Below are 23,060 nucleotides of genomic sequence, written 5' to 3'. Positions count from 1 at the left end.
GCATGGGCTGTGGTGGTTCGGTGGGTCGTCTGCGGCGTTGCCAGCTCGCGATCAGGGCTTGAACAACGCGGCGATGGCCGCCGGATTGCTCGGAAAGTACAGATGCATGAAGGACGCGAAAAGGCGTTTCTGGCGGAAGACCGCTTCGGCTTGGCCGTGGTGGCGCCGGGCCCGCGTGTGCAGTGCAGCCGGCGCGCGCGTGTCGATGCGGGCGTGATGAAAAGTGTGGCCGCGGACCTCGCCTTCGGGCAACGCCAGACTGTGCATGCCGAGGTTGACGAGCCGGTCGGACATCGCGCCCTGCCCGGGCAGCAAACCCAGCATGGGCGCCTTGTGGCCAGCAGCGTCGCTCAGCGACTCCAGCAGCACCAGCATGCCGCCGCACTCCGCGACCATCGGGCGACCCGCGGCATGGTGCGCAGCGATGGATTCGCGCATCGCTGCATTGCCGGCCAGCGCCCGCAAGTGCAGTTCCGGGTAACCGCCCGGAAGGTACAGCGCGTGCGCCCCTTGCGGCACCGGTTCGTTGGCCAGCGGCGAAAAGAAGCTGAGTTGCGCCCCCAGGGTGCGCAGGAGGTCGAGATTGGCGGAGTAGACGAACGAGAAGGCGGCGTCTTGCGCGATGGCGATGGTGACGCCGGCGAGCGAGACGGGCAGACCTGAATCCGAAGCCGAGCGCAGCGGCGCGTGGAATTCCACGGCGGGCGGCATCGGCAGCGCCCCGTGCTCGGCAAGCGCAAGCGCGGCGGCTCCGATGCGCTCGGCGATGTCGTCCACCTCGCCGGCCTGCACGAGGCCGAGGTGACGCGATGGCAACGCATAGTGCCCGCCGCGCGGCAGCGCGCCGTACCAGGCCATGCCGGCCGGCAGGCTCTCGCGCACCATCTGCGCATGGCCCGCGCTGCCCACGCGATTGGCCAGCACGCCCGCCAGCTGCAGGCCGGGGCGATAGGTCGCCAGCCCGTGGGCGACTGCGCCAAAGGTCTGCGCCATCGACGATGCATCGATCACGGCCAGTACCGGCAGTCCGAAATGCAGCGCCAGATCGGCACTCGACGGCGTTCCATCGTGCAGCCCCATCGCGCCTTCGACCAGGATCAGGTCGGCCTGCGCAGCCGCACTGTGCAAGAGCTCGGCACAGTGCGCTTCCCCCCCCATCCACAAGTCGAGCTGCTGCACCGGCGCGCCGCTGGCACGTTCGAGGACCATGGGGTCGAGAAAATCCGGCCCGGTCTTGAACACGCGCACGCGCCGGCCCTTGCTGCGATGCCAATGCGCCAAAGCGGCAGTCACGGTGGTCTTGCCTTGGCCCGAGGCCGGGGCCGTGACCAGCAGCGCGGGACAGCTGAAGGCTGCGGGCGCAATCATCCCTSGACCCACCTCGGCCTGCCGGCCACTCGCAGCGCATGAACGCGCATGAATGCCACCGCACAGCGGCGTGAGCCAGGGCCATGTCGCCTGAACGGGATACGTGTCATAGGGAAAATACCGCGCCAGCCATGCTCACCCGCTTCCCCGCAGGTACGCACCACAAGGCGCGCCGTTCGCACAGCGCGCCGCCTCGTTGGCCGGTATCCGGGCTGGCGAAGACGACCCGTGTTCCCTTCCCAGGCGGCACCGATTGCGCGGATTGCACCTAGTGGGTTATAGACACGAGCGGCGAGCACGAGGGCTCACGTTCGCTTACCGTTGCGGGGGCAGCTCAGGTTAGGGCGCGCGATGGCTTGCCGCACCACCCCTCCTGATTCCCGTTGAACTGCTTCGACCGGAAAGACGAAGCGAGCACCAACGGGCTGATCATAGCGGAACACCTCCGCTCATGCGATGCGCGGCCCGGTTGTCTTGCGCGCCGCAGTCTTGGGCACCAGAGCGCGCCAGCCGACGACGCACGATGTGATGCACAAGGCGATGCCCAGGGCGGACAGGATCAGCACCAACGCCTCGCGCAACCAAGGTCGTTCCCGCAGCGGTTCGAAGTCGAGGCTGTGCAATCCCTGGTACATGAACCGCTGCCATCGTCCCGAGGGGTCGACCCGCAACAACACCCTGCCCGAGGCGGGATCGGCATAGAGGTCCGTGCCGTCGGACCAATGCGCGCGCCAGACCGGCAAAGGCCGGCCCTCCGAGGCTTCGGCCGAGCCTGGATTCTTCGCGTAGTAGACATCGTCGTAGCGATCCATCCGCACCACGCTCGACGCAGGTGTGTCTGCACCGCGCAGATGCCGCAGGACGCCCGACATCAGCGCGTCAGGCAGCGCCGGATCCAATGTCGATGCAGCGCTCGCATCGTCCGCGCGCACCCACCACCGCCGGCCTGTGCCCTGGATTCGATACCAGACCTGCCCGTCGACTCGAATCCGCTCCAGTTCCAATGGCTGCGCACCGGCCTCGCCGGCCGAGACCGCAGCCAGGGCAAGCGGCGGCGCCAGGACCGCGTCCCGGCTGGGGCCGAGCCAGCGCTCGCGCTCGGAAGCCGATAGCCCGCGTGACGAGAACACGCCATAGGGATTCATCGACATCAGGCCGGAGAAGATCCAGGTGAGCGTGAACACCGCGGCGACCAGGCCCGCGATGTGATGCCAACGCATCCAGAACTTGCGATAGGGAATCCAGCGCGTTCGGTTCAGGAACAGCTGCCAGATGCCCAGCGCCAGTCCGGTCGCGGCCAGCACCACGCCAGGGATCGACAGCCAGACGACCACCTGGTTCCACGCTTGCGGAAACTGCCGGAGCACGGTCGGATAGATCCAGTGCGGGACCGCACCGATCCAGTTCCAGAACCGCTCGCTGCGGCGGGTGTCGCGCACCACTTCGGCGGCGGTACTCGACACGTACAGTTCGAGACCGTCGTCTCCTTCCAGGCTGACCTTGAAGAGCGGACGGTAGGGATCGAAGCCTTGCGGAACCGTCCATTGGTCACGCTCCAGCGCTTCGGCCGAAAGCGCGCGTCGGCCGGTGAAGGACTCGGCCACCTTCATGGCCTGCACGGCGCCGAGCGGGGCCTTCGCGGTGCCGGTGCGGGCATCGAGGGCTTGCCACTGCGCGGCCTTCGCCGGCCCGGCATCGACCAGGAGCCGCCAGAGCGGCTCTCCCGGCTCGGCCATGCCCAGGCGTGCCTCGGTGAAGCTCACGCCAGCCCGCCTGGCAGCCTCTTCGGCGGTCAGGCAGCAACCGGCGCCGAGCGCCAGAGGCTGCAACCCCGCGCGCCGCTCGGCCTGCGAGAGATTCGGGAATGACACGTAGTACAGCACGATCCCGGTGACGAACCACATCAGGAACAGCAAGGCCAGCGAGATGCCGAGCCACTTGTGGATGAAGACCAGTGCGCGCTTCATGCCCGCGCCACCTGCGTTGTCGGATGCGGATCAGGCAAAGCCATGGCGCCGTGGTCTGAATGCAGGGACAGCTCCCCCGCGCGCGCTCATCAGAAGGCCGCCCGGTAGCTGACTTCGAAGCTGCGCGGGGCCCCGATCATGACCTGATTGTTCGAATTGGCGCCGCTCCAAAAGGCGTAGAGCTCGTCGGTCAGGTTGCGCACGCGAAAGGTGATTTCGCCCTTCTGCAGGCTCCAGGTCGCATAGGCGGTCGCGGTCGTGAATCCGTTCATGCGGACCGTGTTGGCGTTGTTGGCGTAGGCGTAGCCGGTTCGGTTGACGCCGCCACCGATGCGCAGCGGCCATCCCGGCACCTTGTAGTCGGCCCAGAGGTTGACAACCGCGCCCGGCACGTTCGGCGGGGTGTTGCCCGCGCGCGAGACGTTGCCGGCCTCGATGAGGCTGTCGAATTGCGCATCGACCCATGCGAGATTGCCGCTCAGTGTCAGCTCGCGTGTCGCCTTCCAGGCCGCGGCGAGTTCCAGGCCCTGCGCGGACTGCTTGCCGCTGTTGACCGTGAGCGTCGGGTTGCTGAAATCGCGCGACAGCACGTTGTCGAGTTCGATCCTGTAGGCCGCCAGCGTGTAGTCGAGGCGGCCCTCCAGCGCCGACTGCTTGAGGCCGAGCTCCAGCTGCTTGCCCGTCGAGAGGCTGAAGCCGGCGTTGGTCGCCGAGAGCAGCAGGAGGTTGCCCGTACCGACCGGCGCACTCGCGTTCGAGTACTGGGCGTAGACCGAAGTGTAGTGGTCGATCGCGAAAACCACGCCCAGACGCGCCGATGTGGGCTTGTACCTCTGCGTGAACGATGCCTGGGCCCCGGTGTTGAGGTCCATGTTCTGGCGCTCCAGCTTCACGTAGTCCTGCCGCAGGCCGCCCACGAGGGTCCATCGGTCGCCGACGGACAGGGCATCTTCCATGAAGATCGCACCCGTGGGAATCCGTGCCTCGAAGACTGTGCGATTGCCGGCACCCGCGAACAGGGCGGGGTTCGCGGCAAAGACGCCGTAGCGTCCCGGGATGGTGGCGAACTCGCTCACCGAGAGCGCATTGTTGGCTGCGGTCGATCCGTTGGAGAAGTCGCGGTTGGAAGAAAAGTCGGTCTTCGTGTATTCGAGCCCCCCCACGAACCGGTTCTTCATTCCCCCGATCGGCGACGTGTTCGTGAGATCGAGCCGATCCGTCAGGATCTGGTGGTCGTGGGTGATGCCAACCAGGTCGCGCACGATGCGGCGCGGGGCGGCGAAGGCATAGGACTCCGAATTGCGCCATGTCCTGTCCGCCGTGTAGTAGGAAAGCTGGTTGCGCAGTTTCCATTCCGGCGCGATCTGCCAGCTGAGCTTGGCGCGCGTCCAGAGGCTGTCCGCACTCATCTCGGCATCGTCGAAGTTGTAGTTGCGAAACGCGATGCCGCGATCGACCACTCGCCCGCCGGCGTCGCTGACGATGTCCGTCGGCTGGAGCGCATAGGCACGCGGCACCAGCGGCGTGCCCTGATAGGACAGCGCACTGTCCCTGGCGTAGTCCATCGACAGATCGAGCGTGAGCTCACGCGTCAATGCCGTGCTGAAGCCCATGGTGAGGTTGTCGTAGCGCTGCTTGTTGCGGTCGATGTACCCATCGGTCTGCTGGTGGCTGTAGTCCAGTCGGAAAGCGCTGGCCTCGCCCACGTTGACGCCCAGGCCGACGCCGGCCCTGGCCGTGCCGAAGCTTCCATAGGAAAGCATGGCCTCGGCCCCAGGGTTGCTGCGGTCGGGTCGCTTGGTCACGAAGTTGACGGCCGCGCCGATGGCGCCTTCACCGTAGAGCACCGAAGAGGGGCCCTTCAGGACTTCGATGCGCTCATAGTTCCAGGTGTCCTGGGTCCGGCTCACCATCGTCGGCACCGCAATGCGATCGCCGTCGAACAGATAGGTGATGAAACCACCGGTGAAGCCGCGCGTCGAGATCACCGATGGCGATCCGGGCGCTCCACCGGCAGTGATGCCCACGCCGCCGCGCAAGGCCTCTTCGAAAGTCCGCGCGCCACGCCGTTCCATGGTCTCCTGGCTGATCACCTCGACCGAAGCCGGCGTTTCCATGACGCTCAGGCCCAGCCTGCCGGCAACTTCGGTCGTTGCCTGAAGCGCCGGCGCCTGATCCTGCTGGATGGCTGTCACCTCGACGGGTCGCAAGCTCACTTGCGCCGGCGCCGAGGTGCTGGCGAGCAGGGCGACAAGGCCCGGGATCGTGATGTGTGGGGTCGTGAAAGGACCTGAAACCCGGGGCCGGATCCCGAGCTCGGCAGGCTTGCGCATATGCGGTTCCTCCAGCCCGCATTCCCGCTGGGCTGTTCAAAGAGAGACACACGCTGCAATTGCACGAGTCGATGCCAACCCGGCACGCAGGTGCCGAGCGGCCCGGACAAACGCACTCCCGCAGCGTCCGAAGGCGATTGCGAAGGCCGGTATCCGGGCTCGCGGGTTGCTGTCATGCGCTTGCGCACGACAACAGAAGCCTCGCCTTCCCACGCTCGACTCGAGCGCAGTGGCTGCGAACACCCGCAGGTGCTCACTCGAAACTTCTCTATCCGCTTACCGTTGCGGGGGCAGCGCAGGCATTGCGCGTCATCGACGCGCGCACCTGCTTCCCGTTTAACCTCCCAAACCATTTCCGGCATGGGGGGCACCTTCGAACCGTGGCGGAGATCGCTCCAGCAAGGAGCGATCTACCGTCGGGGCGGATTATAGGAAGCGCCGACGGGGGTCAGCGCGCCGCCGGTGCGCCTGTCGACTTGCGCACCACCAGCTCCGGCCTCAACACCACGGTCGACGCTGACATCGCGCGCCCGTCGATCTCCTCGAACAGCATCTCGGCCGAGCGCCAGCCGAGTTCGCGATGGGGCAGGCGGATGGTGGTGAGCGGCGGATCGACCATGTCCACGAGCGGCATGTCGTTGTGGCCGGTGACCGAGATGTCCTGCGGCACGCGCAGGCCGGCATCGCGAAGCGCGTCGTAGGCGCCCAGCGCCACGAGATCGTTGCAGCAGACCACCGCCTGGGGCGCGGCGCCGGCCGCGAGCATCTGCTTCATCGCCATCGCGCCCGCCTCGCGGCTGTAGCTCGCGCACTCGACCATGCGGAACGGCTTCATGCGGTGATCGCGCAAGGCCTGCTCCACGCCCAGCCAGCGGCCCACACCGGTGGGAATGGTCTGCGGTCCCGCGAGATGCGCGATGCGCTTGTGGCCCAGGCCGACGAGGTGGTCGACCGCGAGCTTCATCGCGAGCCGGTCATCGCTGACCACGGCCGGCAGGCGGCCGGTTTCATCGGCGCGGTTGACCAGCACCGCGGTCATGCCTGCCTTGGCGATGAAGTCGACCAACGGGTCGTCGCGCGTGGCGGTGGCCAGGATCACGCCATCGACGCGCTGCGCCAGCATGCGCTCCAGCACCGGCCGCGCGAGCGCGGGGTCCACCACGTTGGTGACGAAGACGAAATAGCCGTGCGCGGCCGCGCTGGCCTCGATGCCCTGGAGGATCGGCGGGAACACGGCATTGGTGATGTCGGGCACCAGCACGCCGATGGTGTGGGTGCGGCCCGTGCGCAAGGCCGAGGCCGCGCGGTTGGGCCTGTAGCCCAGGCGCTGCGCCGCCTCCTCGACCACACGCAGCACCTCGTCGCTGATCAATGACCGCTTCTCGGGGCTGAGCGCGCGCGAGACGGTCGACACATGAACGCCGGCCGCGCGGGCAACGTCGCGAATGGTGACGGGGGTGGAAGTCGGGTTGGTGCTCATTGATGCAAACGATTGTCATGCAGGCGGGCGACCCTTGTTCGGCAATCGCCCTCCTTGAACGTCGGAATTCCTCCATTTTACTTTTTGGTGATTTGGGCTAATATCGTGCAAACGATTGCAAGGATCTCAACGTGAACATCGCCACCTCCCCCGATTCGGTGCTGGGCTTCGCGCTCGACGCCATGAAAGGAACGCCCGACCCGCGGCTGCGCACCGTGATGGATGCACTCACCCGCCACCTGCATGCCTTCGTCCAGGAGGTGAAGCTGACCGAGGAGGAGTTCGAGCGAGCGCTCGAATTCATCGTCGCCATCGGCCACGCCACCGGCGAGACCAAGAACGAGGTGGTGCTCGCGGCCGACATCCTCGGCGTGTCCACCGTGGTGGCGCTGCAGAACAACCAGGACCCGCACGGCGAATCGCCGGCCGCGCTGCTCGGCCCCTTCTGGCGCGCCAACTCGCCGGACTGCGCCCGGGGCGACAACATCGCGCGCTCGGGCACGCCGGGCACACCGCTCGACGTGACGGGCACCGTGCGCGACGGCAAGGGCCACCCGCTCGCCGGCGCCACGGTCGACGTCTGGCAGGCCTCGCCCGTGGGCCTCTACGAGAACCAGGACCCGACGCAGGTCGACATGAACCTGCGCGGCCGCTTCACCACCGACGCCGAAGGGCACTTTCATTTCCGCAGCGTGCGGCCGGCCGGCTACCCGGTGCCGACCGACGGCCCCTGCGGCGTGCTGCTGCACGCGCAGCAGCGCCATCCGAACCGGCCCGCGCACCTGCACTTCATGGTGAGCAAGCCGGGCCACAAGGTGCTGATCACGCAGGTGTTCGCCGATGACGACGAGAACCTGGAGAGCGATCCGACTTTCGGCGTGACGCGCCAGCTGATCGGCCGCTTCGCGCTGGCACCCGACGGCAAGACCGCCACGCTGCAGTACGACTTCCAGCTCGAGCCCGGCGAGATGAAGTTCCCCCGGCCACCGATTCCCTGATTGCCCGATTCCACAACCTCCCCTCTTCCCATGAGCTTCGATCCTGTTTCCAGACTCGACGGCAAGGTCGCCGTCATCGCCGGTGGCCTCGGCGCCATCGGCTACGCCACCGCCACGCGGCTGGCCGCGCTCGGCGCCACCTGCGTGCTGCTGCACCGTGGCGCAGACGTTGCTGCCGCACGGGCCGCCGCCCTGCCCGCCGCCCACGGACAGCGGCACGGCGCGATCCGCGCCGACATCGTCGACACGCCCAGCCTGCAGCGGGCCGCCTCCGAGGTGCAGGCCGCCCATGGCCGCTGCGACATCCTGGTCAACAGCGCCGGCCACACGCAGCCGGTGCCAGCCGCCGACCTCGACGCGCTCACCGACGAACTGATCGACGATCTGCTGCGCGCCAACTTCCGCGGCGTGTTCGCGACCATCCGCGCCTTCGCGCCGATGCTCAAGGCCAGCGGCGACGGGCTGGTGGTCAACGTCTCGTCGATCGCCGGCTTCACCGGCGTCGGCAGCAACCTGGCCTACGTCGCGGCCAAGGCCGGCCTCGACGTCGTCGGCGACGCGCTGGCCAAGGCGCTCGCGCCCGCGGTGCGCGTGGTCTCGGTGTCGCCGGGTGCGGTCGAGTCCGGTTTCGTGCCGGGCCGTGGTGCCGAGTTCGCCGACAAGATGGCCGCCACCACACCGCTGGGCCGCATCGGCCGGCCCGACGACGTTGCCGCCACCGTCGAAGCGCTGGCGACCACGCTGCGCTTCGTGACCGGCACCCGCATCGTGGTCGACGGAGGGCGGCACCTGTGAGCACCAAAACCTTGATCACCTGCGCGGTCACCGGCAACCTCGTGAAGCCCGAACAGACGCCGCACCTGCCGATCACGCCGGTGCAGATCGCCGACGAATGCCTGGCCGCGGCCGAGGCCGGCGCGGCGCAGGTGCACATCCATGTGCGCCATCCGGAGACCGGCAAGCCCTCGATGGAAGTCGACCTCTACCGCGAAGTGGTCGACCGCATCCGCCGGCAGAACCGCGAACTCATCATCAACCTCACGACCGGCCCCGGCGGCCGCTTCATACCGAGCGAGGACGACCCGAAGGTCGCCGCGCCCGGCAGCACCCTCCTGCCGCCCGAGAAGCGGGTCGAGCACATCGCACTGATCAGGCCCGACGTCTGCTCGCTGGACCTCAACACGATGAATTCCGGGCCCGACGTGGTGATGAACACGCCGAAGAACGTGCGCCGCATGGCCCGCGTGATCCGCGACGCGGGCGTCAAGCCCGAACTGGAGATCTTCGATTCGGGCGACATCCATCTGGCGCTCGACCTGATCGCCGACGGGACACTCGACGGCCCCGCCATGTGGACTTTCGTGCTCGGCGTGAAGTACGGCTTCGCGCCCACGCCGGAGACGCTGCTCTACGCCCGCAACCTGCTGCCGCGCGGCGCCTTCTGGAGCGCCTTCGGCATCGGCCGCTCGGAGTTCCCGATCGTCGCGCAGGCCTGGCTGCTGGGCGGCCATGTGCGCGTGGGCATGGAGGACAACATCTACCTCGAGAAGGGGGTGCTGGCCCAGAGCAACGCACAGCTCGTGGCCAAGGCGCGCGACATCCTGCGCAGTCTGGGCGGCGAAGTGGCCAACCCGCGCGAGGCGCGCGCCCTGCTGGGCCTGACCGACACCAGCGCCGCGCAAGGAGCAGCACGATGAGCATCGCGGCCATGCATGCGACCCACACGTCCCGCGCGCTGCGCGTGAGCGAGAAGGCCGCCAACCTCGACGCACTGCGGCTCGAAGCCGCGCCGCAGCCGGAGCCGGCACCGCCGCCCGGTCATGCCGTGGTGCGCATCGCCGCCGCCGCGGTGAACCCGAGCGACGTGAAGGCGACGCTGGGCATCATGCCCCAGGCCGTCTGGCCGCGCACCCCGGGCCGCGACTTCGCGGGCACCGTGGTGAGCGGGCCCGCCGAATGGATCGGCCGCGAGGTCTACGGATCCGGCGGCGACATCGGCATCACGCGCGACGGCTCGCATGCGCGCTACCTGGTGCTGCCCGAAGCAGCGCTGCGCGCCAAGCCCCAGGGCATCTCGATGGACGAAGCCGGCGCGGTGGGTGTGCCCTTCGTCACCGCCTACGAAGGTTTTCGCCGCAGCGGCATGCCGCAGGCGGGCCAGACGGTGCTGGTGCTCGGCGCCAACGGCAAGGTCGGGCAGGCGGCGGTGCAGCTCGCGGCGCAGGCCGGCGCGCGGGTGATCGCGGTGCAGCGCAGCGCCGGGCCCTTCGAGGGATTCGCGAGCGGTCCGGTCGACGTGATCGATGCGTCCCGTCACGCCGATGTCGGCGCACAGGTGCGCGAACTCACCGTCGGGCGCGGCGCCCATATCGTCTACAACACCGTGGGCAGCGTGTACTTCGAGGCGGCCAACAAGGCGATGGCCAAGGGCGCGACGCAGATCTTCATCGCCACGCACGACCGCGCGGTGCCGTTCGACATCTTCGCGTTCTACCGCGGCATGCACACCTTCGTGGGCATCGATTCGCTGGCGATGGACTGTGTCGCCGCCACCGCGCAGCTCGACGCGATGCGCGAGGGCTTCGAGCGCGGGACCTTGAAGCCTTTTCCCGTGGCACGCCACTTCGCGCTCGACGAAGCCATCGACGCCTACCGGCTGGTGCTCTCCGGCAGCACCGACCGCGTCGTGCTGCGCCCCTGAACCCGCAAGGAACACACGCCATGCACGTGACCCGTTTCAACGAAGCGCCCCGCTACGAGGCGCCCAATCACTTCGACATGCGCTGCCTGCGCCTGCAGGGCAAGGAAGCCGGCCCCTCCACGCAGATGTGGATGGGCATGAGCCAGATCCTGCCCGGCGGCCACACCGGGCTCGACGGCTCGCCGATGGAAAAGCTCTACCTCGTGCTCGAAGGCCAGCTGCATGTCGTCGGCGAACTCGACGACGCGCATCAGGAAGACGTGCTCCAGCCCTACGACAGCTGCCGTTTCGCGCCTGGCGAAAAACGCCAGCTTGAAAACCGCAGCAACCGGCCCGTCCTGGTCGCGCTGGTGATGTCCAACGCGCCACCGGCCTGACGGCGTACATCGAATTCGACCCAACGGAGACAAGACGCATGAAAAGAGCATTCCAATCGAGCCGCCGGCACGCGCTGGCGATGGCCGCCGCACTCGCGGCCTGCACGCTGACCGGCGCCCACGCGCAGGGCCCATGGCCGGGCTCGCAGCCGATCAGGCTGATCGTGCCCTTTACCGCGGGCAGCGGCACCGACATCGTCGCGCGCCTGGTGGCCGAGAAGCTCGGGCCGGCGCTTGGCACCAGCGTGATCGTCGACAACAAGCCCGGCGCAGGCGGCACGCTGGGCGCGGCCATCGCCGCCAAGGCGCCGGCCGACGGCTACACGCTGCTGGTGCATTCGGCCGGACATCTCGTGAATCCGTGGATCTACAAGGCCTTGTCGTACGACACGATCAAGGACTTCACCGGCGTGACGCCGATGGCCAGCCTGCCCAACGTGCTGGTCACCGCGCCCTCGCACTTCGCGGACGTGAAGGACCTCGTGACCAAGGCAAAGGCCAAACCCGGAAGCTTCAACTACGGCTCCGCGGGCAACGGTTCGGCCACGCACATGAATGCCGAGGTGTTCCGGCTCGCGGCCAACGTCGATGCGCAGCACGTGCCCTTTCGCGGCACGCCCGAGGCCATGACCGAGGTGATGGCCGGGCGCGTCGACTGGTTCTTCGCGCCGATGGTGTCGGCGCTGCCGCTCATCAAGAGCGGCAAGCTGCAGGCGCTGGCCGTGGGAACTGCCAAACGCTCGTCGGCCTTGCCCGACGCCCCCACCACGGTGGAGGCCGGCGTGCCGGGGTCGGCATACCTGTTCTGGGTCGGCCTCTTCGCTCCCGGCAAGACGCCTCAACCGGTGGTGGAGCGACTGCAGGCCGAAGTCGCGAAGATCATGGTGTCGCCCGAGTTGATGGAACGGCTGGAGAAACTCGGCGCCGAGCCGTTCACCATGTCGTCGGCGCAGTTCAACAAGTTCATCGTTGACGAAACCGCCAAGGCGCAGCAGGTGGTCAAGGCCGCGAGCATCAAGGTGGACTGACGACACCACACCTTTCAGCCGGCGCCAGCGCCCGCCGCGCGCGATCGGGCTTTGGTGGCGCCTTGCGGTTCAGAAGGCGGCCTAACCCGTTCCCTCACGGGCGCCGCCACGGCGCATTTCGCTCACCAGGTCACAGACTCCGGTGACCATGCCGCCAGATCCATTGCCAATGTTCCGTACATATCTCTTTTCAACAGGGGGCGAGGGAAGCGGTCCGCCTTCGCATAGTCACGACTGGGACGAGTCCTGCTACGTACTGACGGCGAGATCAGCTTTCTCTGCGACGGTCGCGCCCACGCCTGTCATCCTGGAACGCTCGTGCATGTACCGCGCSGAACGGYRCACGGYTTTCAGTACGGCAAGGGTGGTGGCCGGATGCTYGAGATCACCGGGCAGAACGCCTTGGCCGCCCAAATGTTCACCGSCGTCGACCACGAGATTCCGGTGGGCCCACCCGATATTCCAAAGCTGCTGGCCGTTCTCGATCGCCACGGTGTGACTGTCGCAGCCTGAACGGCACACGAGGCYGCGTCCAGCGTCGTCCGGTCCAGTCCGTCGCGTTCGACCTCGTACGGCAGGTGTGCAGTGGTTGCAGTCCTTCGCCGTGCGCCGACCTGTGACTCAGATCGGGCGTTTTCGGGACCTGAAAATCATCGTCGTAGACGTTTGACCCGGCATCGGATGCCAAACATACTTGGCCCGTCCCTTCGCAATTCCATTCTGTGGACAGCAGCCCGTGACCGAACCTTCTGTCAGGCAAAGACTCACAGCCATTCTTGCCGCCGACGCAGCCGGTTTTTCACGCTTGATGGCTGGCGACGAGCGGGCGACATTGGCAGCGCTGGACGCTGCACGCACCGTGTTCAGAATCGAGATCGAAGCGCACCAGGGCCGTGTCATCGACATGGCAGGCGACGCGGTGCTTGCGGTGTTCGATACCGCCGCCGGTGCGGTCAATGCGGCCCTGGCGATTCAGCAGAGCCTGGCGATCGCTTCCGAGGATACGGGGCAGGACCGTCGCATGCACTTTCGCATCGGAGTGCATCTCGGCGACGTGATCGAGAAGGAAGACGGCACGGTCTATGGTGATGGGGTGAACGTCGCCGCGCGGCTCGAGGGACTCGCCGAACCCGGCGGCATCTCCGTCTCGGACGCTGTTTTGGGTGTCGTCAGCGGCCGGGTCCGTGCAACCTTCGCGGACCGGGGTGAGCAGCGGCTCAAGAACATCGCCAGGCCGATACGCGTCTTCGCCATCCACCCTGGCAGCGGTAAGACCGATGCCGGTGCGACGCGGGAACCCACTCGGAGTGCTGCGCCACCTCAGGGGCAGGAACCCCGTGCGCATGCCTCGGCGGATGAAGCCCCGCCGGCCACTGCGGTGCCGCGGCGCTCGGCCCAGCGTCCGGCCGGCCTGTTCGTCGGCCGCCAGCAGGAAATGGCTCACCTGACGAACGCGCTGGAGAACGCACGAAAGGGTCGCGGACAGGTCGTCTTGTTGGCCGGCTCGGGCGGCATGGGCAAGACGCGCCTGGCGCAGCAGCTGGCCGCGAGAGCCGAACAGGACGGCGTGCAGGTGTTGTGGGGCCGCTGTCTGGAAGAGCCCGGAGCGCCACCCTACTGGCCATGGCGCCAATTGATTCGGGGCTATTTGCGCAGCAATGGCGACAGCGATCTGGTCCTGACTTTTGGCCCGGGACTGGCGGACATCGCAGGCATCGTTCCCGAACTGGCCGAGCGGTTCACCTCGCTCCAGCCCGGCGTCGAATCCAGCGACACCGCGCAGTCGCGTTTCCGCCTGTTCGACGCGGTCGTCGGATTCTGGCGCATGGCAGCGCAGCGCGCGCCTCTGCTCCTGATCTTCGAGGACCTGCACTGGGCCGACCCCACTTCGCTGCGGCTGTTCGCTTTTCTTGCCGCCGAACTCGAGGACTGCGGCCTGCTGGTGATAGGGACCTATCGCGACACGGAGCTGTCGCGTCAGCATCCGCTGTTCGAAACGCTGGGCGAGCTGGCGCGCTCTTCGGCATTCCGTCGCCTCGAACTGACTGGATTGAGCAGCCACGAGACCGAGCAGTGGATGACCGCGGCAAGTGGTGGTGCGGCGAGCGCCGGCTTCGTGAGTGCCATGCACGCTCGCACCGAAGGGCATCCGCTGTACCTCGAGGAGATGCTGCGCTTCATGATGGAGGCGCGTACTTCGCAAGCTGACGGGTCCGTCGGCAACGAAGCGGACCTGCTGATGAAGATCCCGAGCAGCGTGCGCGAGGTCATCGGCAAGCGCCTGAATCGACTCTCGGTGTCCGCCGGCGGGCTGCTGTCGATCGCTGCGTGCATTGGCCGGACATTCGATCTCGACCTCTTGGTGCCGCTTGCGGCCGACAAGTCGGAAGACGAGGTTCTGCTGGCGCTCGAAGAAGCGCTGGCGGTTCATTTGATCGAGCCAGTGCCGAATTCTCAGCAGTTTCGTTTCGGCCACGCGTTGATCCGCGAGACGCTGTACGACGAGATGCTCGGCCGGCGCCGCGCCAGGCTGCACTTGCGCATCGGCGAGATGCTCGAGCAGCGCCGCGGCGACGATGAGGCCCAGGCCCTGCCGCAACTGGCCTACCATTTCAGCGAGGCTGGGCCCGGCGCCGCAGTCGTCAAGGCGTTGCGCTATGCCAAGGAATCGGCCGAGTACGCGGCGCGGTTGTTCGCTTTCGAAGAAGCGGCGCGCCTCTACGGCCTGGCGTTGCGCCTGCAACTGCAGCACTTCGCCAAGGACACGGCCCAGCGCTGCGTCTTGCTGCTGGGTCTCGGCGAAGCTCAGCTGTCGCTGGGATCCGGCGAACCGGCGCGAGCCGCGTACCAGGAAGCGGCCGAACTGGCTCGCAATCACGGCCTAGCCGCGCTATTTGCCCAAGCCGCCGTGGGATTCGAAATTGGCAATGCGATGGCGGCCCGTTCCGGCGAGCCGGCGGTGATCTTGTTGTTGGAGGCCATTGCGCTGCATCAGGCGGATGACCCGTTGCGGGTCGAGTTGCTGGCCCGTCTGTGTCGGGCCTACGTTTACTGCGACTGCGCAGACGAGGCGAAGGAGGCCCACCGCCGCGCCGTGGCGCTGGCGCGTCAGATCGGCGACATGAAGGGCCTGTGCATGGCACTGTCGGCGATTACCGCCGCCATCTACTGGCCAGACCTGCTGCACGAGCGCATGGCGGCCGCCGAAGAGTCCCTGGCCATCGCGGAGAAGATGAACCTGTTGCCGGGCGTCGACTCGTTTCCGTACTTTCTGGCCAACTTGATCCAGGTGGGCGATGCGCGCGCGGTGCGTCGCCTGGTCGACTGGGGTCTTCGCATTTCGGAACAGACCCACTCGCCGTACCTGGAAACCTTGTGCAGGCACACGGAAGCACTGGTGGCCATCAACGAGGGCCGCTTCGCCGACGCGGAGTCCTCGACCACGCAGGCGCTGCACAGCGGACGGCGCCTCGCCGAGGACCAGGCGGTCAGTGCCCACGGCATGCAGATGTTCTGCCTGCGACGCGAGCAGGGCCGGCTGCGAGAGGCGCTGCCGATGTTGCAGTACTTCGCGCGCACCACGCCCGAGGCGCACGCCTGGCAGCCCGGGCTGGCCTTGCTTGTACCGTTTGCTGCAGCCCCACGCCGGTATCAACCTGGTGCCCGATTTCGGCGGGCCCTGCCTGGGCTCGTCCGATCGGCTGCTGGGCAACCTGGCCGGCGTGATGGCGCAATGGGACTTGGCCGAGCGCCACTTCGAGGCCGCGCTCGCCATGGACCGCCGCAGCGGATCGCGTGTCTGGCTGGCGCACAGCCGCTATGCCTATGCCGTGATGCTGCATCGGCGCGCGGGGGCCGGCGATTTCGACCGGGCGCGCGAACTGTTGGTCGACGCACGGGCCGAGACTACGGTGCTGGGCATGAACGCGTTAACGCCGCGCATCGACGCGCTCGCCGAACGCATCGGATCGCCGCCGCCGCCGGCATACCCTTGCGGGCTGACCGGACGCGAGGTGGCCGTGCTGCGGCTGATGGCGATGGGCCGCAACAACCGCGAGATCGGACAGGTGCTGGCGATCAGCCCGAACACCGTGGCCGCCCACGTGCGCAGCATCCTCGAGAAGACCTACACGGCGAACCGGACCGAGGCCGCGGCATTTGCCAATCGCGAAGGTCTATTGGAGTCTTGATCCGCCTGCCTGACGACTGCTGCCATTACTGCGGGCGGATGTTCTGGTTCACGCGAAACAGGTTGTCCGGGTCGAACTGGCGTTTCACGGCGGCCAGCCGCGCGTAGTTGCCGCGGTAGGATGCGCGAATCCGCTCGTCGCCCTCGTCCATCATCATGTTGACGTACGCGCCGCCAGCCGAGTAGGGATGCAGCGCATCCCAGTAGTTCTTGGTCCAGGCGGTGATCTTCGGCGCGTCTTTCGCATCCGGACTGACGCCGACGATGACCTCGCCCCACTGCGCGTCGCGGTACGAGAACGGCGTGTCCGCCTGCTGGGGTCGATGCGCCGCGCCGTCGATCGGGTAGAGGTGCATCGTCGACTGCGGGGTTGGGAGGGCTGCGGCGAAGCGCTGGTGCTCGACGATCGCGGCATCCGGAAGTTCATTGACGAAATCCGCGCGCCAATACCACTGGTCGCCCGGCGGATACAGCCCGTCGAAGGCACTTTGCAGGGCCGGGAAGGGCATCAGTTGCACGCCGTGCATCAGCGGCGGCCCGAATTCGCGCACGGGTTTGAATACAGCGTCGGYGTCGGCCGATGGGCCGGTGTAGCACCACACCACGCCACACACCTGCCGGCCATGCAGCGCCGGAGGAAAAGGTGCCACCGGCGGCACGGTCAGGAAGGCGAAGAACCCGTTCAGGTCCTCTGGCGCCGCGAGGATGAAATCGCGATACCAGCGCAAGACGTCGCCAGCCTGTTCGAGTGACCAGAAGGTGGGCCCGGCCACCACCGTGTCGATCGGATGGAGCCGAAACTCGAACGACGTGACCACCCCGAAGTTGCCGCCGCCGCCGCGCAGCGCCCAGTACAGGTCGGGGTTTTGTTCGGCATTGGCAGTCATTAGGCTGCCGTCGGCGACCACCACGTCGGCCTCGATCAGGTTGTCGACCGTCAGGCCACATTTGCGCGTCAGGTGTCCAAGGCCACCACCGAGCGTCAGACCGCCGACGCCGGTGGTGCTGATGATGCCGCTCGGCGTGGCCATGCCGAACGCGTGAGTGGCGTGATCGACATCGCCCCAGGTGCAGCCCCCTTCGACGCGCACAGTGCGCGCCGCTGCGTCGACACGGATACCCTTCATCGCCGACAGGTCGAGGACCATTCCGTCGTCGCAGGTGCCCAGGCCGCCGCCGTTGTGCCCGCCACCGCGCACGGCCAGCAAGAGCGACTGCTCGCGCGCGAACCTGACGCCCTGCATCACGTCGGCCACGTCACGGCAATAGACGATGAGCCTGGGGCGGCGATCGATCATCCCGTTGTAGACGCGGCGGGAAACGTCGTAGTCGGCGTCGTCCGGTTGCACGACCCGGCCGCGGAGCGCAGTGGAAAGCTCGGCAATCTTCTCGGCGTTCAACATGGTGTCTCTCCGGTTGGTGGCACGTCCGGGTGAACGTGAATCCACGAAACGGTTGTACGCCTCGGCCCCGCTTCGGAGAATAGTCAGGTCTGACGATGCGGGTGACCGGCCAGCTCTGATCAGCCTGCCGCCGAGGCCAGCACCCTGGGATCGCGGCCGAACGATTGCGACACTTCGACGATGACGTCGGCCGGTATATTCGCGCGCCGCGCAGCCTCGCGGATCGATTCCGGATCCTTCGATTCGTACAAGCAGTAGCTCTTGCGTTTGTCGGCACTCAGGAAGGAGAAAAGCCAGTTCACTCCCAAATCGCCATTGATCTTCGACACGGCAACCACGTCTTCGTCACTTAAGTCGAGCTTTTCGGCGAAGTTTCGCTCAATGATGTACAGGGGCATATGGACCTCCGTGATGCAGCCGGGATCTCCGGGCAGGGGAACGGAAGCATCGCTACTTTGGCGTTGCCTACTGCAAATTTTACGGTATCAGAACTGCCCATGCACGGCAACCACACGTGGGAGGTGGCGCCTCGCCTCAACCTCCATTCATGCTCACGGGGCCTTTAACACCTATGTTGCCGCGTGTAGGGTGAGGCCTGTCGCCGCCCATCTCCCAGAAGTGGCGACAGTGCGTAAGTCGGCCCGACAAAGGATTGGTCGAGTTTGTGCCTGTGCATGTCGATTTCGTCCGTCTAAGCCGTCGAGCCGGCGCGGAGCTTTCGAACGACCGCTTCGCGGCGTCCAAATAGCTGAACTCGACGACGGCTTCGGGCCCATCCATGCCGTTCGCGCTTTGTCCGTGAATGACAGCAACCAGTCTGGAGCGGTAGTAGCCTATGCGCAGGCGGCAAGCCGGACCCGGCCACATCCGGACCTTCGTTGCGTTTGACCTGAATGTCGCCTTACCTCGAAAGCGGACTTCAGAATCCAGTTCGAGTCCGACGGCAAGCTCCCGTCATCTGCGCAGGCGCATGGACACGGAAAATCTGTCCGCGGGATGCACCGAGACCGAGGCCTCGAACAGCTCGTCGTCGGCATCGAGATAGCGCCGCACGATCTTCAACGCCGAGGTCCCAGGCTCGACGTGGAGCTTCTCGGCCAAGCTGGCATCGGTGATCGTGAACGCCCTCACGTCTTGCTGGATCTCTGCGATCTGACGGCCGTAGCGTTCCTCGATAAGTGAGCTGATCAACGCGTCCGGCGATTCCTCCACAAGTTCTCCGATCTCGGAAAACGCGGCGTCGATATACACGTCCGTCCAGCCGATCGGCATGGCACTTTCGTCTCCGACCATGCGCAAGGTGGAGATGCGCAGCCAGGATGTGCCCTCCCCACACCCCAATTCCTTCGCCAAGTCACCTGTCACCGTTTCGGGCGCGATCGATTGCACCACGCGCAGATGCTCCTCGCCGAACTGGACCAGATCGTCGACGGACGCCAGCGACGGCCGGAAGCCGGCCCTCGGCTTCGCCGAGATGACCCGCGTGCCCACGTTCTTGCGCCGCGATACCAGCCCGAGTTGCTGCAGTTCGGCCAGCGCCGCCCGCACGGTGTGCCTGCTGGTCCCGTAGTGCTTGCACAGCTCGAGTTCGGTCGGTAACAGCGCTCCGACGCTGAAGTGCCCCGACGTGATCGCGTCGGTCAGGTGGCGGGCGATGTTCGCGAAGTTGGCCTTCTGCGGAGCCGGTTCAAGGATGGCGTTCATGGTTCTTAAGGGTAAACCCCATATTGGAGTTATGTCCGAACATATTAAAGTTCAATATGTTCGGACATATTAGCGTTCATCTCTCCCCACTTCAAGAGGCATTCATGTCGACTCCTTCGATTCCCATGGCCAGCACTGTCGTTGATTCCATCCTGTTCCGCGATGCCTTCGGCACGCAGAAGATGAGGCAAATTTTCTCCGATGGAGCGCTCATCCAGCGCTACATCGACGTCGAGGTCGCACTCGCGAAGGCCGAAGCGCGGGTCGGCGTGATTCCCGCCGACGCGGCCGAGGTCATCGCACGCGAATCGAAGCTCGAGCGCATCGACTTCGATCACATGCGCCACGAGACGGACATCGTCGGCTATCCGATCCTGCCGCTCGTGCACCAACTCGTCGGGATGTGCGGCGAGGCAGGCCGCTACGTGCACTGGGGTGCCACGACGCAGGACATCATGGACACCGCCGTCGCTCTCCAGGTGCGGGACGCGCTCGACAGCGTCGACGCCGACATCCGCGAGCTGCGCGGCATCCTCGCCTCACTGGCACGCAAGCATCGCGACACGCCAATGGCCGGCCGCACCCATCTGCAGCAGGCCTTGCCCGTGACCTTCGGCTACAAGGTGGCGATCTGGCTCGCCATGTTCGACCGTCACCAGCAGCGCCTCGCCGAGTTGCGCCCGCGCGTGGCGGTCGTCGAGTTCGCCGGTGCCGCAGGCACGCTGGCATCGCTCGGCGAAAAGGGCTTCGACGTTCAGAAAGCGATGGCCGCCGAGCTCAAGCTGGGCGTGCCCGCCACCACCTGGCACGTGGCCCGCGACGGCTTTGCCGAAGCGGTGAACCTGCTGGCGCTCGTCACCGGTTCGCTCGGCAAGATCGCGCTCGACATCATGATCATGGCGTCGACCGAGTTCGCCGAGGTCTACGAGCCCTTCGTCAAGGGGCGTGGCGCGTCGAGCACGATGCCGCAGAAGCGCAACCCGATCTCCAGCGAGCTGATGCTGGCGGCCTCGAAGGCGGTGCGCCAGCACGCCGGCCTGATGGTCGATGCGATGGTGCAGGACTTCGAGCGCGCCACCGGCCCGTGGCACGCCGAATGGATCGCGATCCCCGAGAGCTTCATCCTGACCTCGGGCGCCTTGCATCAGGCCAAGTTCGCGCTCGGCGGGCTGATCGTCGACGAAGCCCGCATGGCCCACAACCTCGGAATCACCAAGGGTCTGATCGTGGCCGAGGCCGTGATGATGGGCATGGCCCCGCACATCGGTCGGCAGCAGGCGCACGACGTCGTGTACGACGCCTGCCGCACGGTCAACGAGAAGGGCGGCACGCTGGCCGAAGCGCTGGCGGCCCTGCCGGAAGTCACGAAGCATTTCGACCGCGCCACCATCGATCGCCTCACCGACCCTGCCAACTACTTGGGCCTGGCACCGCAGATGGTGGACCGCGCGCTGGCGCTGTCCGCCGAAGTCAGCGCCTGAGACGCCTGGAGAGAGACAACATGACAACCACATCCACCCTCGAGCCCGGCGCGCTCGCCTCGCCGAAGAAGCTGCCCTGGTACCGCAAGCTCGGCATGCAGGTGCTGGTCTCGCTGATCCTGGGCATCCTGGTCGGCTTCGCGTTTCCAAAGTTCGCATCACAGCTCAAGTTGCTCGGCGACATGTTCCTGTCGCTCATCAAGGCAGGAGTCGCGCCGCTGGTGTTCCTCACCATCGTGCACGGCATCGCCTCGGCCGGTGACGTCAAGAGCGCGGGTCGTGTCGGCTGGCGCTCCATCGTGTACTTCGAAGTGATCTCGACGATCGCCCTGTGCGTCGGGCTGCTGGCGGGCAACCTGCTGGGCATCGGCAAGGGCATGACCGTCGCCGGGGGCGGCGCCGTCGCACCGACGGCGAAGGCGGCGGCGCCGCAAGGATTCCTCGAGTTCATGGCGCACATCGTTCCCGACAACTTCGTCGGCGCCTTCGCCAAGGGCGAGCTGTTGCAGGTCGTCGTGCTGGCCGTCATGGTGGGCATCGGCATCCTCGCGATTCCGGAAGGCCGCCGCGAGAAGATCAACGGCGGGCTCGACTACATCTCCGAAGTGCTCTTCTCGTTCATCAACCTGGTGATGAAGCTCGCGCCCATCGGGACCTTCGGCGCCGTCGCCTACTCGGTCGGCAGCAACGGCAGCGCGGTGCTCGTGGCGCTCGCGCAGTTCGTGCTGAGCTTCTACGCGGTCATCGCGATCTTCATCGCGGTCGTCCTTGGCCTCATTGCGAAGTTCGCGGGCTTCAGCCTCTGGCGCTTCCTGCGCTATATCAAGGACGAGATCCTGATCGTGCTCGGCACGGCTTCTTCGGAAAGCGCGCTGCCGCGCCTGCTGATCAAGCTGGAGCGCCTGGGTTGTGCGAAGCAGACGGTCGGCCTGGTGCTGCCCACCGGGTATGCCTTCAATCTCGACGGAACCTCGATCTTCATGGCGATGGGCGTGATGTTCATCTCGCATGCCTACGGTGTTCCGCTGTCGATCGACCACCAGATCGGCATCCTGCTGCTGATGCTCCTGACGTCCAAGGGCGCGGCCACGGTGTCGGGCGGCTCGTTCGTGGTCTTCGCGGCCACCGTGACTTCGACCGGCATCCTCCCGGTCGAGGGACTCGCGGTCATCTTCGGCGTCTACCGCTTCCTGTCGATGGCGATCGCGACCTGCAACACGATCGGCAACAGCGTCGCCGTCGTGGTGGTCGCGAAGTGGTCGGGCACCTTCGACCCGAAGGTCGCCGAGCGTCATCTGTATCCCGAGCGCTACCCGGACATCGCTGCGGCGGACGCGCAACTGGACGACGGCAACCTGCTGCCGGAAGACATGAAGGACACCAATCCCCACCCCGCCGGCATCGACATGCATGTGCCGGCCGCTGCCCGCTGACCCCATCCACGCTCCCAAGGAACTCATCATGAATTCGAACTGGAAACTGGGCGCGCTTGCCCTGGCATTCGTGGCGGGCGGTGCGCTCGCCCAGGCCTATCCGACGAAGCCGGTCACCTGGATCGTTCCCTTCGCTGCCGGTGGACCGACCGACGCACTCGCGCGCAGCATTGCGGAGCGCGTGGCGCGTGAGCTGGGGCAGCCCATCGTCATTGACAACACGCCTGGAGCAGGCGGCACCGTCGGTGCGGCCAAGGCGGCGCGCGCGGCGCCCGACGGCTACACGATGCTGGTCGGCCATATGGGCTACATGGGCGCCGCGCCCGCCCTGTACAAGAAACTCAACTACGACCCAGTCAAGGATTTCGCCCCGGTGTTCCGCTTTCCGGATACGCCGCTGGTGCTGATGGTCCGCAAAGAGCATCCCGCCAAGGACATCAAAGCCTTGGTCGATTTCGGCAAGGCCAACCCGGACAAGCTGTTCATCAGCAATGCGGGGGTCGGATCCAGTTCGCACTTGATCGCTGCACTGTTCGCTTCCTCCGCGGGTATCAAGGTTTCGCAGGTTCCGTACAAGGGGGCAGGGCCGGCACTGATC

17 protein-coding genes, 1 pseudogene and 2 riboswitches are annotated in these 23,060 nt (G+C 66.6%); of the genes and pseudogenes, 11 read left to right on the top strand and 7 right to left on the bottom strand.

Annotated elements, in window-relative coordinates; translation table 11 throughout:
• Positions 1-51: 51 nt before the first annotated feature.
• The 4 genes from AC1D2K_RS00090 to AC1D2K_RS00075 form a co-directional block, all read right to left on the bottom strand.
• A complete protein-coding gene (locus AC1D2K_RS00090; protein ID WP_478085295.1) occupies positions 52-1,368 on the bottom strand; it encodes a cobyrinate a,c-diamide synthase in 1,317 nt (438 codons plus the stop codon).
• A gap of 181 nt (positions 1,369-1,549) precedes the next feature.
• Positions 1,550-1,805: riboswitch (cobalamin riboswitch) on the bottom strand.
• Between the two features lie 12 nt (positions 1,806-1,817).
• Positions 1,818-3,335 (bottom strand): PepSY domain-containing protein, encoded by a 1,518-nt coding sequence (locus AC1D2K_RS00085; protein WP_478085294.1) that lies wholly within the window; start codon positions 3,333-3,335, stop codon positions 1,818-1,820.
• A gap of 89 nt (positions 3,336-3,424) precedes the next feature.
• Positions 3,425-5,668 carry a TonB-dependent receptor gene (locus AC1D2K_RS00080; RefSeq protein WP_478085292.1) on the bottom strand — a complete coding sequence of 748 codons (2,244 nt, stop codon included), beginning with the start codon at positions 5,666-5,668 and terminating at the stop codon, positions 3,425-3,427.
• Positions 5,669-5,795: 127 nt separating this feature from the next.
• A riboswitch (cobalamin riboswitch) is annotated at positions 5,796-6,057 on the bottom strand.
• Positions 6,058-6,116: 59 nt separating this feature from the next.
• Positions 6,117-7,148, bottom strand: a complete 1,032-nt coding sequence (locus AC1D2K_RS00075) for a LacI family DNA-binding transcriptional regulator (protein ID WP_478085291.1) — start codon at positions 7,146-7,148, stop codon at positions 6,117-6,119.
• A gap of 131 nt (positions 7,149-7,279) precedes the next feature.
• On the opposite strand from AC1D2K_RS00075, the gene AC1D2K_RS00070 reads away from it, so the two are divergent.
• The 8 genes and pseudogenes from AC1D2K_RS00070 (at position 7,280) to AC1D2K_RS00035 (ending at position 16,442) form a co-directional block, all read left to right on the top strand.
• Positions 7,280-8,146 (top strand): dioxygenase family protein, encoded by an 867-nt coding sequence (locus AC1D2K_RS00070; protein WP_478085289.1) that lies wholly within the window; start codon positions 7,280-7,282, stop codon positions 8,144-8,146.
• Positions 8,147-8,176: 30 nt separating this feature from the next.
• Positions 8,177-8,941, top strand: a complete 765-nt coding sequence (locus AC1D2K_RS00065) for an SDR family NAD(P)-dependent oxidoreductase (protein ID WP_478085287.1) — start codon at positions 8,177-8,179, stop codon at positions 8,939-8,941.
• Positions 8,938-9,843: a beta-keto acid cleavage family enzyme gene (locus AC1D2K_RS00060; RefSeq protein ID WP_478085286.1), complete on the top strand. Its 906-nt coding sequence runs from the start codon at positions 8,938-8,940 to the stop codon at positions 9,841-9,843. The genes AC1D2K_RS00065 and AC1D2K_RS00060 overlap by 4 nt, the downstream gene beginning before the upstream one ends.
• A complete protein-coding gene (locus AC1D2K_RS00055) occupies positions 9,840-10,847 on the top strand; it encodes a quinone oxidoreductase family protein (protein ID WP_478085284.1) in 1,008 nt (335 codons plus the stop codon). The genes AC1D2K_RS00060 and AC1D2K_RS00055 overlap by 4 nt, the downstream gene beginning before the upstream one ends.
• A 20-nt stretch (positions 10,848-10,867) precedes the next feature.
• The gene (locus AC1D2K_RS00050) at positions 10,868-11,224 is read left to right on the top strand and encodes a cupin domain-containing protein (protein WP_478085283.1); all 357 of its coding nucleotides are present in this window, start codon (positions 10,868-10,870) and stop codon (positions 11,222-11,224) included.
• A 38-nt stretch (positions 11,225-11,262) separates the two neighbouring features.
• Complete coding sequence (locus tag AC1D2K_RS00045) at positions 11,263-12,252, top strand: Bug family tripartite tricarboxylate transporter substrate binding protein (RefSeq protein ID WP_478085281.1); 990 nt, start codon at positions 11,263-11,265, stop codon at positions 12,250-12,252.
• A gap of 736 nt (positions 12,253-12,988) precedes the next feature.
• Positions 12,989-14,188, top strand: a pseudogene (locus tag AC1D2K_RS00040) (AAA family ATPase); the annotation flags it as partial.
• 1,360 nt (positions 14,189-15,548) lie between these two features.
• On the top strand, positions 15,549-16,442 hold the full coding sequence (locus AC1D2K_RS00035; protein WP_478085400.1) for a LuxR C-terminal-related transcriptional regulator: 894 nt from the start codon (positions 15,549-15,551) through the stop codon (positions 16,440-16,442).
• A 25-nt stretch (positions 16,443-16,467) separates the two neighbouring features.
• Here AC1D2K_RS00035 and AC1D2K_RS00030 read toward each other — a convergent pair whose 3' ends face one another.
• The 3 genes from AC1D2K_RS00030 to AC1D2K_RS00020 form a co-directional block, all read right to left on the bottom strand.
• Positions 16,468-17,844: an FAD-binding oxidoreductase gene (locus AC1D2K_RS00030; protein WP_478085280.1), complete on the bottom strand. Its 1,377-nt coding sequence runs from the start codon at positions 17,842-17,844 to the stop codon at positions 16,468-16,470.
• A gap of 119 nt (positions 17,845-17,963) precedes the next feature.
• Positions 17,964-18,242 carry a DUF4242 domain-containing protein gene (locus tag AC1D2K_RS00025; RefSeq protein WP_478085279.1) on the bottom strand — a complete coding sequence of 93 codons (279 nt, stop codon included), beginning with the start codon at positions 18,240-18,242 and terminating at the stop codon, positions 17,964-17,966.
• A 556-nt stretch (positions 18,243-18,798) separates the two neighbouring features.
• Complete coding sequence (locus tag AC1D2K_RS00020; protein ID WP_478085277.1) at positions 18,799-19,548, bottom strand: GntR family transcriptional regulator; 750 nt, start codon at positions 19,546-19,548, stop codon at positions 18,799-18,801.
• Positions 19,549-19,652: 104 nt separating this feature from the next.
• Between AC1D2K_RS00020 and pcaB the strand changes: the two genes are divergently transcribed.
• The 3 genes from pcaB to AC1D2K_RS00005 form a co-directional block, all read left to right on the top strand.
• On the top strand, positions 19,653-21,029 hold the full coding sequence (pcaB, locus tag AC1D2K_RS00015) for a 3-carboxy-cis,cis-muconate cycloisomerase (protein WP_478085275.1): 1,377 nt from the start codon (positions 19,653-19,655) through the stop codon (positions 21,027-21,029).
• A 20-nt stretch (positions 21,030-21,049) separates the two neighbouring features.
• Positions 21,050-22,462 (top strand): cation:dicarboxylate symporter family transporter, encoded by a 1,413-nt coding sequence (locus AC1D2K_RS00010; RefSeq protein WP_478085273.1) that lies wholly within the window; start codon positions 21,050-21,052, stop codon positions 22,460-22,462.
• A 28-nt stretch (positions 22,463-22,490) separates the two neighbouring features.
• Positions 22,491-23,060 (top strand): tripartite tricarboxylate transporter substrate-binding protein (locus AC1D2K_RS00005; protein ID WP_478085271.1); only part of this gene is annotated, 570 nt, incomplete at its 3' end.

It is taken from the genome of Variovorax sp. P1_H12_2, from assembly GCF_056405335.1.
This window is presented reverse-complemented; position numbering and strand designations above follow the sequence as displayed.

Excerpts from the sequence above, each read along its gene's own strand:
- AC1D2K_RS00080 (WP_478085292.1), bottom strand. The coding sequence starts at position 5,668 with ATGCGCAAGCCTGCCGAGCTCGGGATCCGGCCCCGGGTTTCAGGTCCT.
- AC1D2K_RS00025 (WP_478085279.1), bottom strand. The coding sequence starts at position 18,242 with ATGCCCCTGTACATCATTGAGCGAAACTTCGCCGAAAAGCTCGACTTA.
- AC1D2K_RS00050 (WP_478085283.1), top strand. The coding sequence starts at position 10,868 with ATGCACGTGACCCGTTTCAACGAAGCGCCCCGCTACGAGGCGCCCAAT.
- AC1D2K_RS00020 (WP_478085277.1), bottom strand. The coding sequence starts at position 19,548 with ATGAACGCCATCCTTGAACCGGCTCCGCAGAAGGCCAACTTCGCGAAC.
- pcaB (WP_478085275.1), top strand. The coding sequence starts at position 19,653 with ATGTCGACTCCTTCGATTCCCATGGCCAGCACTGTCGTTGATTCCATC.
- AC1D2K_RS00065 (WP_478085287.1), top strand. The coding sequence starts at position 8,177 with ATGAGCTTCGATCCTGTTTCCAGACTCGACGGCAAGGTCGCCGTCATC.
- AC1D2K_RS00035 (WP_478085400.1), top strand. The coding sequence starts at position 15,549 with ATGCGCGCGCGGTGCGTCGCCTGGTCGACTGGGGTCTTCGCATTTCGG.
- AC1D2K_RS00075 (WP_478085291.1), bottom strand. The coding sequence starts at position 7,148 with ATGAGCACCAACCCGACTTCCACCCCCGTCACCATTCGCGACGTTGCC.
- AC1D2K_RS00045 (WP_478085281.1), top strand. The coding sequence starts at position 11,263 with ATGAAAAGAGCATTCCAATCGAGCCGCCGGCACGCGCTGGCGATGGCC.
- AC1D2K_RS00085 (WP_478085294.1), bottom strand. The coding sequence starts at position 3,335 with ATGAAGCGCGCACTGGTCTTCATCCACAAGTGGCTCGGCATCTCGCTG.
- AC1D2K_RS00090 (WP_478085295.1), bottom strand. The coding sequence starts at position 1,368 with ATGATTGCGCCCGCAGCCTTCAGCTGTCCCGCGCTGCTGGTCACGGCC.
- AC1D2K_RS00055 (WP_478085284.1), top strand. The coding sequence starts at position 9,840 with ATGAGCATCGCGGCCATGCATGCGACCCACACGTCCCGCGCGCTGCGC.
- AC1D2K_RS00010 (WP_478085273.1), top strand. The coding sequence starts at position 21,050 with ATGACAACCACATCCACCCTCGAGCCCGGCGCGCTCGCCTCGCCGAAG.